The following is a 12,965-nucleotide window of genomic DNA, read 5'->3' as shown; positions in this document are numbered from 1 at the left end:
CGAATCATGGTATATAAGATCAAAAGTCCGGCACACTCCTACACCATTCAGGATTTCCATTGCCAACTATCCTCCAGGTACAAAATCTTACCGTCAACTTCAGAGTCCCCCAGGGAACCCTGCAGGCTGTCAGCGGTGTCAGTTTTTCTCTCGACAGGGGCGAAACACTGGCCATTGTCGGCGAATCCGGCTGCGGCAAAAGCGTAACTGCCTATTCCATAATGGGGCTGGTTGCGTCGCCGGGCAGTATAGCTGCAGGAGAAATCGTCTTTGCCGGCAGGGACCTGCTCAGGCTCGATGAACAGGAGATGCGCAAAATCAGGGGTAACCGGATCGCCATGATTTTTCAGGAACCCATGACCTCTCTCAATCCGGTGCTTTCCATTGGCGCCCAGATTATAGAGGGCTTGAGGCTCCATCGCGGCCTGTCCCGGCGGGAAGCCAGGGAGGCAGGAATCGGCCTGCTCGAACAGGTGGGCATTGCCTCCTCAGCCGTGCGATTTGATGAATATCCGCACCAGATGAGCGGGGGCATGCGGCAACGGGTCATGATTGCCATGTCCATTGCCTGCAATCCCGAACTCCTTATCGCCGATGAACCGACAACAGCACTGGACGTAACCATTCAGGCACAGATACTGGAACTAATGGACCGGCTGAAAAGGGAAAACCGGATGGGAATGATCCTGATAACCCATGATTTGGGAATAGTAGCAGAACGTTCACACCGCACGGCGGTCATGTACGCAGGGAAGATTGTCGAATACGGCCCGACGGGAGATATATTACGCAAGCCGGGCCACCCGTATACCGAGGGGCTGCTCAAATCTCTTCCCCAGGACACCAAACCTGGTCAGCCCCTGCAGACAATACCCGGATCTGTCCCGGATCTCCTGGTCAGACAGCCCGGCTGCGGATTTTGCAACCGCTGTCCGGGGAAGGACTGGCACTGTGAAACAGCAGAACCGGAAATGAAAGAAATCGCCGACGGCCACTTTGTCCGCTGCTGGAAAGTCCAATGAACACACTGATAGCGACGACGTCCCTTTGTAAATATTTTCCGGTAAAGACGGGTCAGTTCGGCAAACAACAGCTATTGAAAGCAGTTGACGGAGTGGATCTGCATGTGGGCAAGGGGGAAACCCTCGGCGTAGCCGGAGAATCCGGTTGCGGCAAATCTACCGTGGCAAAACTGATGATGGGCCTGATACCACCGTCGGCCGGGAGCATCACCTATCAGGGGAAGAGCCTGGTTGACATGGGCAAGGTAGAGCGCTCCTCCTTTCGCAAAACCGTACAGATGATTTTTCAGGATCCGTTCTCTTCCCTGAACCCTCGCATGAGAGTGGGAGATATCATCGGCGAGCCGTTCACCGTTCATGGTCTTGCATCCGGTGCCCGCAAGAGGGATCTGGTAATCGGCCTCATGGCAAAGGTCGGGTTGTCGGAAGAGCATTTTTACCGGTATCCCCACGAGTTTTCGGGGGGACAAAGACAGAGAATCGGCATTGCCAGGGCACTTGCCGTTTCACCGAAGCTGCTCATTGCCGATGAACCGGTCTCTGCCCTGGATATTTCGATCCAGGCGCAGATCATCAATCTGCTCATGGAACTGAAACGGGAATACGGCCTTTCCTTCCTCTTCATAACCCATGATCTCTCCGTGATCCGTCATCTGAGTGACCGGATAGCCATCATGTACCTGGGAAAGGTAGTGGAATCGGGGACCAGAGACGAAGTGCTGGACCGGTTTCTCCATCCGTATACCCAAGCTCTTCTCTCGGCAGTGCCGCGTATTGATCCCGACAGGACAACCGGAAGAATAGTCCTCCAGGGTGACCTGCCTTCACCCATCCATCCACCGTCCGGTTGTCCCTTCCATACCCGCTGTCCCTATGCCGAGAATATCTGCAGCAAGGAACCGCCGCCTCTGGAGGAAAAGGAACCTGAGCACCTGGCCGCCTGCCATTTCAGTCAAAAGCTGTTTCGCTGATTCAACCTTTTTTATTGACAAAAAACGATTTAAACTCTATAGGTTGTAGCGTTTTTGCCATTGAGGATCACAACACTGGAGGCAATGTGGAATTTGATAAAACAAGGAATTTCGATACTGAAGCGGAGATATTGAAGGTGCTGGGTCATCCGGTCAGACTGAAGATAGTTGCCGGACTCTGTACAAAAGAATGTAATGTGAAATATATCTGGGAATGTCTCGGGCTGCCCCAGGCAACGGTCTCACAGCACCTGGCGCTGCTGAAGAACAAAGGGATCATTGAAGGAAAACGGGAGGGTGTAGAAGTTCACTACACGGTGGTGCATCCGCTGGCAAAGAAGCTGATCGCCGTTCTCTGAGAATTTTCAATCCACAGCCGACAACTCCCCTTCCAAAGGGGATTTTTATTTTCCGCTTACATCCAGTTCTTCTATTCTCAGGCTGGGGAACCGACCGCCCCGAAAAAGCGCAGGTCATCGCCGATCCCGCCCACGTCCCGGAACAAATCCATTATATTACCGGAAATGACAATGCCTTTCACCGGGTAGGTGATAACCCCTTTCTCTATGCAATAACCTGCCGCTCCCACTGAAAAGTCACCCGAAACCGGATTGGCCGTGTGCATTCCCATCACCGACGTCAGGAGCACCCCCTTATCCAACTGGTCGTAGAGCTTGTTTACGGGTGTGACCCCGTTTTCGATGAAGAAATTGGTGACCCCCATGTGGGGCAGCCCCTTAACTCCGCCACGCACCGCATTACCCGTGGAAACGACCTTATCCTTGCAGGCGCAGTAACTGTTGTAGAGAAATCCTTTAACCTCGCCACCTTCAACAAGGACTGTCCTCTGCCTGGGCACCCCTTCCCCGTCAAAGGGAGTCGTTGCCATACCACCCGGCAGGAGTCCGTCATCGATGATTTTCAGGTCTCCGGCAAAAAGACGACTTCCCTTTTTCCCGGCAAGAATAGATTTCCCTTTCTGCACGTTTTCGGCCAGAAAAGAAGCTGCCAGCACTTCCAGGACCTCGGTTGCCACATAATTGTCCAGGATCACCGGACACTTCATGGTGGCAAAATTGCGGGCGCCAAGCATGCCCGTCGCCTTGGCAGCGGCGTTCTTTGCGATAGCCGCCACGTCCAGCTTGTTGAAATAGTTGCTGAAGCCGAAATCCCAGCCCATCTGCGACTGCCCCTCTTCTTCAGCGACAGCAGAAACACTGCTGGAAACCGAGGTGCCGAAGTAGCTTCCCTCGACCCCCAGGGAGTTTCTGATCAACACTCCATAGCTGGATTCTCCATAGCTGCTCTTTCTCACTTTTTTTATCCGGCTGTCCTCGGCCAGGGTAAGCCGCTCAAGCTCAAGGGCGCGGGCGATCTTTTCCTCTTCTCCCACATCCGCCAGACTTTCATCCACAAGGCCGGATACCGTTTGATAAGTTGCCGGTGGGGGAAAACAATTACACTCGTCCTTGGTCTGTGTTTCGGCACCGATTACCGCATTGGCAACCATCCGCTCCAGGTCCTTGTCATCCATGCTCGTGGAAAAGGAAAACCCCATCCCCCCTTCCTTGAGCACCCGGATGCTGACCCCGACCGGCTCGGAACATTTGAAGGTATCCACCTTCTGCTCCCTGACCTCGATGGAAAGGTTGCGGGATGCTCCAAGCATGATTTCATAGCCATTCAATGCATGGCCTTTAAGCAGTTTTTCAACTCTTGCCGCTTCAAGGTGGAAGTCCATAGATTCTCCGGTGCAGGTTATAGTTCGAGGATCATGGCAATCTCATCGCAGTCGGGAAACTTAACGCACTTCATGCAGTCCCCCCAGACCTTGTGGGGAAGCTCTGATTTATCGACAACGTGAAACCCGAATTTTGCGAAGAAATCAGGCTTGTAGGTAAGACAGAAAACCTTCTTCAGTCCAAGCAGCCTCGCCTCGTCAATACATGCCTGCACCACCTGGGTGCCGATTCCCTTCCTGCCGGCGTCATCGGCCACAGCCACAGAGCGCACCTCAGCCAAATCCTCCCAGACGATATGCAGGGCAGCGGTACCGACGATGCGCCCGTCTTCTTCAAATATATTGAAGTCGCGAATCGCCTCATACAACTCGGCCAGTGAACGGGAAAGCATGTCCCCACGGGAGGCATAGAAGGTTAAAAGCTTCTGGATATCCTTGACATCATTTATCTCGGCCTTGCGCAACATTACAGATCCTTTCTCACGGGTTGCGGGAAGGTATTTACCTAACCGCCTCCGCTATCATCTCCCGGGCATGCTCCAGGGTCGTGTCGGTAATCTTGATCCCTCCCAGCATGCGTGCCACTTCAACTACCCGGTCATCATTGGCGAGCGGGACGGCAGAGGTAACCGTCCGCCCCGACTCCACCTTCTTTTCCACCTTGAAATGCAGATCGGCATAGGCAGCCACCTGGGGAAGATGGGTAATGCACAGCACCTGCTGGGCTGCCGCTACCCGCTTAAGCTTCTCGCCTACCAGAGCTGAGGTTGCCCCGCCGATACCCGTATCAACCTCGTCAAAGATAAGTCGGCACGTCGCTTTCCGGGTGCAGCTGCTTCAATGCCAGCATCAGCCGTGACAGTTCACCTCCCGATGCTATCTTCGCAAGTGCTTCGGTGTTTCCCCCGGGTTTGGCGAAAAAAGAAACTCCGCACGTTCCAGGCCGGTTGATTTTGCCTGGGGAAGCCTTTCAAAGGCTACCTGGAAGCGGGCATTTTTCATGGCCAGCTCGGACAGCTCCTTCTCCATGGCCGATTCCAGCAGTTTTGCCGCTGCGGTGCGTTTCGAGTAAAGGCCTTCCCCTTTGACCCGCAAGGCATCAGTCAGCTCCTCAAGCCTCTTCTGAAGACCGTCCCGGTCTTCCTCCCGAGACATCAGTTCTTCCATTTCCCGGTCGATCGTTTCCTTGTATGCAAGCACCCCCTGGATATGGGGGGCATATTTCTTCTTCAACCGCTGGATCAGCTCCAGCCGGTCTTCAACGACCTGCAACCGTTCAGGGTCTGCTTCGATCCTGGCAGCATATGTCCTCAGCGCCAGGGCCACGTCCTCCAGCTGGATGGAAGCTGCATCCAGTGAGGCCAGAGTATTTTCCAAGGCAGGATCGATGGCGATCATCTCGCAAGTCGCCTCTTCACCTGGGACAACCGGCCAAGGACAGCGTCATCGGCGCCATACAGCTCGGCATATGCTTCCTGGCTATTCTGCAGAAGTTTTTCCCCATGGCTGAGAAGTGAACGCTCCCTGTCCAGGTCTTCTTCTTCCCCGACAATCAGGGCCGCACTGGCGATCTCATCGGACTGGAAGGAAATGAGGTCCAGGCGATGGGCTGCATCCCGTTCATCTTCCTCCAATGTCTTGAGTTTACCACCAACCTGCCTGCATTCATCATGGAGAGTGGCAAATTCCCTGCGCAACTCAAGCAGCCCCCCGTAACCGTCAAGGAGCAGCAGGTGGTTTTCCTGGCGCAGCAGAGTCTGGGCTTCATGCTGGCCATAGATATTTATCAGCAACCTGGAAATTTCTGCCAGTATGGAAATGGTCGACAATCCGCCGCCGATAAAACCCGGTTTTTGCCCGAACGGGAGACGACCCGCTTGATCAGCAGTTCGCCATCGCACTCGATACCGATTTTATCAAGTTCTGCCAGGATCGAAGGGCGACCGGAGAGATCAAAAATGGCTTCCACAACCCCTTCTTCGGCCCCGGCACGGATAAGGTCGGCCGACCCGCGGCCGCCAAGAATCAGATTCACCGCATCGATGATGATCGATTTTCCCGCCCCCGTCTCCCCGGTAAGGATGTTGAGCCCGCCACGGAAGGAGACGGTAAGGGAATCGATGATGGCAATATTTTTAATGGAAAGGTCTGTAAGCATAAATTACCCGTTCGAGGTTCGAGGTTCGAGGTTCGAGGTTCGAGGTTCAAGGTTAAGGTTCGTTTTCCAACTCCGAACGTCGAACTCCGAACTTCGAACTGTTTTTTTATCTTTCGCCCCATTTCAGCTTGGTCCGCAGCACCTCAAAATAATCCTTGCTCCGCGACTGGACCAGCCGGGTCTGGCGTTCTGCCCGCTGGATACGGATTTGATCGCCGTGTTTCACTTCGAAGCCCACCTGCCCATCCAGGGTAAGAAAAACATCCTCGTTGACCGATTGCAGGCTGATGGTGATCAAAGCATCGCCTGACACGACAATCGGGCGATTGGTAAGGGTGTGGGGGCAGATGGGAGTAATCACCAGGCAATCCAGCTGCGGGTGGATGATGGGGCCGTTGGCGGAAAGGGAATAACCGGTTGAACCGGTGGGAGTGGAGATGATAAGGCCATCAGCCTTGAAAGTGGTCAGATAGCGGCCATCGACCTCAGTTTCCAGATCGATAATCCTTGCCAGCGCCCCCTTGTTGATAACCACATCGTTCAGAACCTGGCGGCCTTCGATCTCAGCCCCGTCCCGGTGCAGGGAAACACGCAGCATCATCCGCTCAGACACCTCGTAATCCCCCTTCAGACATCGTTCCAGGGCAGGATACATCTCTGTCAGGGTGATTTCCGTGAGAAAGCCCAGGCTTCCCAGATTGACGCCGAGAATCGGCACCTGCCTGTCTCCCACCAGGCGGGCCACGGAGATCAAGGTTCCATCGCCACCCAGTACCACCACCAGGTCGGCCTGCTCGGGAATATCGTCTCTTTTCGCGGTATATGTGCAGCTGATGTGTTTTGCCAGATGGGGTTCCACCAGGGGAGAAAGCCCCCTTGCCACCAGCCATTCGACCAGCTCTTCAGCTATCCCCACGCAGCGGGGGTCATGGACCTTGGCAAAGATTGCTATTTTTTTCATGGCGCAAGCCTTTATCTATGGTATAAAAAATAAGGCTTTACTAGCACATATAAACCACCATGTCCAATGGAAACTCCATGGCAGCAAGAGTTCCGGACCAAGGACAAGCCTATGAACGAATATGATGCCAACCAGGCACCTGAACTTGATAACCTCATCCTCATCATCAAATCCTTCCTTGAACATATCGAATACACCCTGGGCAAAGACAAATATACCGCCACCCGATATGATGCCTTCAACGCCCTGGCCTACGCCGTCCGGGACAAGCTTGTGGAACGCTGGCTGGATACCCAGCAGGCCTACTACAACAGCGACAACAAGCGTGTCTACTATATCTCCATGGAATTCCTCATCGGACGGTCCCTGATCAACAGTCTGATCAACCTGGATATCCTGGAGGATTTCAGGGAGGCTATCACCTCCCTCGGCTACGATTTCGAAGATATCTTTGACGAAGAGCAGGAAGCGGGTCTCGGCAATGGCGGCCTGGGACGCCTCGCCGCCTGCTTCCTCGATTCCATGGCCACCATGTCCATCCCGGCATACGGCTATGGTATTCGCTATGAATACGGCATCTTCCGTCAGAAGATCGTCGACGGCGCCCAGATGGAACTCCCCGACAACTGGCTCCGTTACCGCAATCCATGGGAACTGGACCGGCAGGAGCACCTGCATCCGGTAAAATTTTATGGCAGGGTCCTCACCACCACCAACAAATTCGGCAAAACCGTCAGGGAATGGTCGATACGGAAGATGTCATGGCCATGGCCTACGATACGCCCATCCCCGGTTACAAGAACAACTCGGTCAACACCATGCGCCTGTGGAGCGCCAAGTCGAGCCGTGACTTCGACCTGAAGTTCTTCAACGAGGGAAACTACATCCGCGCCGTGGAAAAGAAGATGCAGACGGAAACCATCTCCAAGGTGCTCTATCCGGCCGACAACGTTATCGAGGGTAAGGAGTTGCGTTTCAAGCAGGAATATTTTCTTGCTTCGGCAACCATCCATGATGTCCTCTACCGCTTCAAGAAAAAACACACCGATCTCAGGCTCCTGCCCGACAAGGTTGCCATTCAGCTGAACGATACCCATCCTGCCCTGGCCATTCCCGAATTGATGCGGGTGCTGCTGGACCTGGAAAACGTGGACTGGGACGATGCCTGGCAGATCACCCAAAAAACCTTCGCCTATACCAATCACACCATACTGCCGGAAGCCCTTGAACAATGGCCGGTCTGGTTCTTCGAGCAGATCCTCCCCCGGCACCTGCAGATCATCTTCGACATCAACAAGTATTTTCTGGAAGAGGTTGCAAAACGGTTCCCTGGCGATAACGCCCGTCTGGCCCGCATGTCCATCGTGGAAGAGCACTGGGAACGAAAAATCCGCATGGCCCACCTGGCCATCGTCGGCAGCCATTCGGTCAACGGCGTTGCCGCGCTGCATAGTGAAATCCTCAAACAGCAGCTGTTCCGGGATTTCTACGAGATGTACCCGGAGCGGTTCAACAACAAGACCAACGGCATAACCCAGCGACGCTGGCTGAAAATGTCCAATCCTCCCCTTTCCGAGCTGATCGACGACTATATCGGTAACGGCTGGGTTACCGACCTTTACGAGCTGGAAAAATTGAAAGCGGTCGCCACCGAACCGGAATTCGTGACCAGATGGCAGGCAGTGAAAAAGCTCAATAAAGAGAAGCTGGCCGCTTACATCCTCAAGCACAACTGCATCCAGGTCAACGTTGATTCCATTTTCGACTGCCAGGTAAAGCGGATTCACGAATACAAGCGGCAGCTGTTGAACGTGCTTCACGTTATCACCATGTACAACCGGATCAAGGAAAACCCGGCAGGCGACTTCGTTCCCCGCACCTTCATCTTCAGCGGCAAGGCAGCCCCCGCCTATGTCACCGCCAAGCTGATCATCCGCCTCATCAACGCCGTCGCCACTGTTGTCAACAACGACCCGGAGGTGGGTGACCGGATGAAGGTGGTTTTTCTGGCCAACTACAGCGTCTCTCTGGCAGAACATATCTTTCCGGCGGCAGACCTGTCCGAACAGATCTCCACGGCAGGCACCGAGGCCTCCGGAACCGGCAACATGAAATTCGCCCTTAACGGCTCCCTCACCATCGGCACCCTGGATGGCGCCAATATCGAGATCATGGAAGAGGTGGGAAGAGAAAACATCTTCATCTTCGGCCTGACCACGGACGAGGTCAACAATACCAGGAGCAAGGGCTACAATCCCCGTGACTATTACAGCAAACTGCCGGAATTGCGAAGGGTGCTGGACCAGATTGCCGGCGGGTTCTTCTCTCCCGGCGCCCCCGACCTTTTCCGTCCCATCGTCGACCTGCTGCTGAACCATGGAGATTACTACATGCTGCTGGCCGACTACACCTCCTACATCGCCTGCCAGGATGAGGTAAGCAAGCTTTACCGGGACCAGAACGAATGGACCCGGCGGGCAATCCTCAATACCGCCGGCATGGGCAAATTCTCCAGCGACCGGACCATTGCCGAGTACGCCAGAGATATCTGGGGGATCAGCGGTTTGTGTCAAGGGCGCCGAATCCCGCCAGCATGGTGACAGTTCTGCCCATGGATCTTTTTGACCGCAGGGCGGCGGAAGATGCCGCCAAGGAAGCCCCCCTCGCAGAAAAGATGCGGCCACGGACCATTGCCGAATATGTGGGGCAGGAACAGCTTCTTGGGGAAGGCAAGCTGCTGCGGCGGCTGATCGAAAGCGACCAGCTGACCTCTCTCATCTTCTGGGGTCCTCCCGGCTCGGGCAAAACGACATTGGCCCGCGTCATCGCCGGCGCCACCAGTTCCCACTTCATCTTCTTTTCCGCCATTCTCTCCGGTATCAAGGAGATCCGCGAAATCGTCAAGGAAGCGGAGGAAGTGCGCAAGTTCCAGGGCAGAAGAACCATTCTCTTCGTCGATGAAATCCATCGTTTCAACAAGAGCCAGCAGGATGCCTTTCTCCCCTATGTGGAAAAAGGTGTCTTCACCATCATCGGCGCCACCACCGAAAATCCCTCCTTTGAAGTGATCGCCCCACTCCTTTCACGGTGCAAGGTGCTGGTGCTCAATACCCTGAGCGAGGAAGAGCTGCAGAAGATCATCCGCAATGCCCTTACCGACCGTGAACGGGGGTTGGGCAATCTGGACCTGACCATTACCGATGATGCCTTGAGCTACATGGCCGAGCAGGCCGGAGGCGACGGCAGGGTCGCCCTCAATACCCTGGAAACGGCGGCGAGGCTGGCGGAAAAAGGCACCATAGACATGGATATGGCCAGGGAAGCGGTGCAGAAGAAGCCGCTCCTCTACGACAAGGGGGGAGAGGAACATTATAACGTCATCTCCGCCTTCATCAAGTCCATGCGGGGCAGCGACCCCGACGCCGCCGTCTATTGGCTGGCTCGGCTCATCGAAGCAGGGGAGGACCCGCTCTTCATCCTGCGCCGCATGGTGATACTGGCCTCGGAGGATATAGGTAACGCTGATCCCCGCGCCCTGCAGGTGGTAGTGTCTGCTCTCCAGGCCTTTCAGATGGTGGGGATGCCGGAGGGACGCATCATCCTTTCCCAGGCGGTCACCTACCTGGCCACCGCCCCCAAGTCCAATGCCTCATATCTGGCAATAGACGAGGCACTCTCCGAAGTGAGAAAAAGCGGCGCCCAGCCGGTCCCCATGCACATCCGCAATGCGCCGACAAAGTTGATGAAGGATCTGGCTACCACGCCGGCTACCGCTATGCCCATGACTTTGCGGGTGGCTATGTGGAGCAGGACTACCTGCCGAACGGCTCCATGGGCGGAAATATTACCGGCCCGCGGGTTATGGCTACGAGAAGACGATCAAGGAGCGCATGGAGTACCTGAAAAGAAAAAAGAATGAACCTGAAAAAAGCAGTGGGAACGCGGAAGAGTCGGAAAAATCAGGATAACTGCGGATTAAAGACACAAGCTGAACCAACCATTCAGGTGAAACCTTAATTTCCTGGTTTTTATCCGCCTTTATCAGATGTTATCCGCCTTTTCCGCGTCCAAGTGTCGTTTTTAGAATGAATAGACACATGACTCTACCCCCTCATTTAAGACCAAGGCAAATAATACATGACATACAAGGGCTGCTGATTTTTGCGCCAGAGTGCCACACACGGAAGCGACGAGGACGGCGGCGAGATGGCGTGAAAGCCACAGCCACGTAGGTTCAGGAGGAATCATGAAGAAAATCGGCATCCTCACCAGCGGCGGCGACTGTTCCGGGATGAACGCCGCCATCCGCAGCGCCGTGCGGAGCGGCCTGCGAAACAATGTAGAAATGCTGGGATTTCGCAAGGGATATGTGGGACTGATGAAACCGGATTACATCACCCTCGATTCAAAAGCGGTCTCCGGCATCCTCCACCGGGGGGGCACCTTTCTCCAGTCGGCCCGCTCGCCCGAATTCCGCACCATTGAGGGGCAGCAGCAGGCCCTGGCCAACCTGAAAAACCTGGGGGTGGAGGGGCTGATCATCCTCGGGGGTGACGGTTCCCTGACCGGGGCATTGGCGCTGCACAACCTGGGCTTTCCGGTCATCGGCATCCCGGCCAGCATCGACAACGACATCCCTTACACGGACATGGCCCTTGGGGTGGATACGGCCCTCAACAACATCATCTACGCCGTGGACTGCATCAAGGATACCGCCAGCTCCCACGCCCGGGCCTTCGTCATCGAAGTCATGGGGCGCAATTCGGGCTACCTGGCCAGCATCAGCGCCATTGCCGCCGGTGCCGAATACGCCTGGTTCCGGAACGGGATTTCGACCTCTCCGAGATATGCCAGCAGTTACGCGCCCGCTACGAAGAAGGACGGGATAACGCCATCATCATCCTCGCCGAAGGGGCGGGCAACGCCCACCAGATCGCCGACAGCATCAAGGACGCCATCGGCTTCGAAACCAGAGTCACGGTGCTCGGCCACTATCAGCGGGGCGGCGCACCGACCGTCTTCGACCGGCTCCTGGCGAGCCGTCTGGGAAAAAATGCCGTTGATTTGCTCCTGGCGGGGAAAAAGGGCTCATGGTGGGTCTCTCCAACAACTCCATCGTCACCAGCTCACTGGAGGATGTGGTCAAGGGGGAAAAAAAGCCCCACGACGAGATGCTGCGGTTGGCGGAGGTGCTGGGGATATAGATGGAGAGCATCGAAAGCTGAATAAGAGACGGGCGGGGAACTTCTTCCTTGCCCGTTTTCGCTTGCGGCAACTCCGTCTCTAAAAATGTCGGCGCATATTTCGCTTTGTCTTTACACCTGCACCCTCCCCCCAGCCCCTCCCATCAAAGGGAGGGGGGCATCGCTTACATTCCCTCTCCCCTGGTGGGAGAGGGCCAGGGAGAGGGGCAATCGCCGGTAGCAAGAACAAACACGACACTGCTTCAGGCCCCTTACCTGCCCTCCCCGTGCTCACTCCGTCTTGATCACCCTGATCACATCGATGCCCTCAAACTGCACCGCCCCTACCCTGCCCGTCACATGGACCGGCACCTGGCTGCCTTCCGGTAGTATGGCAATTACCTGGCTGCGGCTGAACTTCACCATCAGACTGTCATTACATTTGCCTTTCCGGATCTGATAGGGCTTGGATTCAGCAGACACGGTACCTTCAAGGCGTATTGACGCAATGTCGATCTCGCCGGCCTTATATCCATCGGGTAGCTCTATCTCGACCGTCACCCAATTCCCCTGGCTTTTCTGATTGAGGGTTTCCGGCTCGAACCTGATCTCTGCCGTTATGCTGGTAATCGGCAAATGGGTGGTGAAAGTGGCCATGGACATCCATTCCCCATAGCGGTCGCCGTCAAAGGCCCGTGCCCGCCACTGATAGACAGTATTGTCTGCCAGTGGTTGGGTTGGCGTCCATGAGGTGCTGCCGGAAGGGTCGCTGGGGCCGCCGTATTGGGCAGCAATGAGTGTGGCCCCGGCATAGACCTCGAAGTCGTAGCTCAGAGTGTCGCTATCAGGATCCATGGCATTGGTAATGGTCAAGGTCGGGGTAAGGCTGGCAACGGTCGTACCTGTCGCCGGGCTGACAGCTGTCGGGA

11 protein-coding genes and 3 pseudogenes are annotated in these 12,965 nt (G+C 55.4%); 6 read left to right on the top strand and 8 right to left on the bottom strand.

Going from position 1 to position 12,965, the window contains the following annotated elements; translation table 11 throughout:
* The first annotated feature begins 59 nt into the window (after positions 1-59).
* The 3 genes from JCM15764_RS19050 to JCM15764_RS19040 all read left to right on the top strand — a co-directional run bounded on the left by JCM15764_RS19050 (position 60) and on the right by JCM15764_RS19040 (position 2,352).
* Complete coding sequence (locus tag JCM15764_RS19050; RefSeq protein ID WP_054698462.1) at positions 60-1,022, top strand: ABC transporter ATP-binding protein; 963 nt, start codon at positions 60-62, stop codon at positions 1,020-1,022.
* The gene (locus tag JCM15764_RS19045) at positions 1,019-1,993 is read left to right on the top strand and encodes an ABC transporter ATP-binding protein (protein WP_054698460.1); all 975 of its coding nucleotides are present in this window, start codon (positions 1,019-1,021) and stop codon (positions 1,991-1,993) included. Before JCM15764_RS19050 ends, JCM15764_RS19045 begins: the two co-directional genes overlap by 4 nt.
* A gap of 86 nt (positions 1,994-2,079) precedes the next feature.
* On the top strand, positions 2,080-2,352 hold the full coding sequence (locus JCM15764_RS19040) for an ArsR/SmtB family transcription factor (protein WP_012648528.1): 273 nt from the start codon (positions 2,080-2,082) through the stop codon (positions 2,350-2,352).
* Positions 2,353-2,429: 77 nt separating this feature from the next.
* Here the strand turns inward: JCM15764_RS19040 and JCM15764_RS19035 are convergent, their stop codons facing one another.
* The 7 genes from JCM15764_RS19035 to JCM15764_RS19020 form a co-directional block, all read right to left on the bottom strand.
* Positions 2,430-3,734: a TldD/PmbA family protein gene (locus JCM15764_RS19035; protein WP_243689435.1), complete on the bottom strand. Its 1,305-nt coding sequence runs from the start codon at positions 3,732-3,734 to the stop codon at positions 2,430-2,432.
* A 17-nt stretch (positions 3,735-3,751) separates the two neighbouring features.
* A complete protein-coding gene (locus JCM15764_RS19030; protein WP_054698458.1) occupies positions 3,752-4,201 on the bottom strand; it encodes an N-acetyltransferase in 450 nt (149 codons plus the stop codon).
* A 34-nt stretch (positions 4,202-4,235) separates the two neighbouring features.
* Positions 4,236-4,451 carry a hypothetical protein gene (locus JCM15764_RS30375; protein ID WP_439645344.1) on the bottom strand — a complete coding sequence of 72 codons (216 nt, stop codon included), beginning with the start codon at positions 4,449-4,451 and terminating at the stop codon, positions 4,236-4,238.
* 159 nt (positions 4,452-4,610) lie between these two features.
* Entirely contained in the window at positions 4,611-5,132 is a 522-nt protein-coding gene (locus JCM15764_RS30370; protein WP_439645343.1) for a DNA repair protein RecN, read from the bottom strand.
* The gene (locus JCM15764_RS30365; protein WP_439645342.1) at positions 5,129-5,563 is read right to left on the bottom strand and encodes a DNA repair protein RecN; all 435 of its coding nucleotides are present in this window, start codon (positions 5,561-5,563) and stop codon (positions 5,129-5,131) included. The genes JCM15764_RS30370 and JCM15764_RS30365 overlap by 4 nt, the downstream gene beginning before the upstream one ends.
* Positions 5,521-5,892, bottom strand: a complete 372-nt coding sequence (locus JCM15764_RS30360; protein WP_439645341.1) for an AAA family ATPase — start codon at positions 5,890-5,892, stop codon at positions 5,521-5,523. Before JCM15764_RS30360 ends, JCM15764_RS30365 begins: the two co-directional genes overlap by 43 nt.
* A gap of 106 nt (positions 5,893-5,998) precedes the next feature.
* Positions 5,999-6,853, bottom strand: coding sequence for an NAD(+)/NADH kinase (locus tag JCM15764_RS19020; RefSeq protein ID WP_054698455.1), 855 nt, complete (start codon positions 6,851-6,853; stop codon positions 5,999-6,001).
* Positions 6,854-6,964: 111 nt separating this feature from the next.
* Between JCM15764_RS19020 and JCM15764_RS19015 the strand changes: the two are divergent.
* From JCM15764_RS19015 to pfkA, 3 pseudogenes are all read left to right on the top strand, one after another.
* Positions 6,965-9,453 (top strand): annotated as a pseudogene (locus JCM15764_RS19015) (glycogen/starch/alpha-glucan phosphorylase).
* Positions 9,454-9,464: 11 nt separating this feature from the next.
* Positions 9,465-10,821, top strand: a pseudogene (locus JCM15764_RS19010) (replication-associated recombination protein A).
* Between the two features lie 278 nt (positions 10,822-11,099).
* Positions 11,100-12,057 (top strand): annotated as a pseudogene (pfkA, locus tag JCM15764_RS28890) (6-phosphofructokinase).
* 270 nt (positions 12,058-12,327) lie between these two features.
* On the opposite strand, the gene JCM15764_RS19000 reads toward pfkA, so the two are convergent.
* Positions 12,328-12,965, bottom strand: a 638-nt coding sequence (locus JCM15764_RS19000; RefSeq protein WP_054698453.1) for a hypothetical protein, incomplete at its 5' end; no start/stop codon positions are given.

This window comes from Geotalea toluenoxydans JCM 15764 (assembly GCF_001311985.1).
In the GTDB taxonomy this organism is placed as follows: Bacteria; Desulfobacterota; Desulfuromonadia; order Geobacterales; family Geobacteraceae; genus Geotalea; species Geotalea toluenoxydans.
Note: the sequence above shows the minus strand (reverse complement) of the source record. Positions and strands in the feature narration are given on the sequence as shown.

Excerpts from the sequence above, each read along its gene's own strand:
- JCM15764_RS30360 (WP_439645341.1), bottom strand. The coding sequence starts at position 5,892 with ATGCTTACAGACCTTTCCATTAAAAATATTGCCATCATCGATTCCCTT.
- JCM15764_RS19045 (WP_054698460.1), top strand. The coding sequence starts at position 1,019 with ATGAACACACTGATAGCGACGACGTCCCTTTGTAAATATTTTCCGGTA.
- JCM15764_RS19030 (WP_054698458.1), bottom strand. The coding sequence starts at position 4,201 with ATGTTGCGCAAGGCCGAGATAAATGATGTCAAGGATATCCAGAAGCTT.
- JCM15764_RS19020 (WP_054698455.1), bottom strand. The coding sequence starts at position 6,853 with ATGAAAAAAATAGCAATCTTTGCCAAGGTCCATGACCCCCGCTGCGTG.
- JCM15764_RS30370 (WP_439645343.1), bottom strand. The coding sequence starts at position 5,132 with ATGATCGCCATCGATCCTGCCTTGGAAAATACTCTGGCCTCACTGGAT.
- JCM15764_RS19035 (WP_243689435.1), bottom strand. The coding sequence starts at position 3,734 with ATGGACTTCCACCTTGAAGCGGCAAGAGTTGAAAAACTGCTTAAAGGC.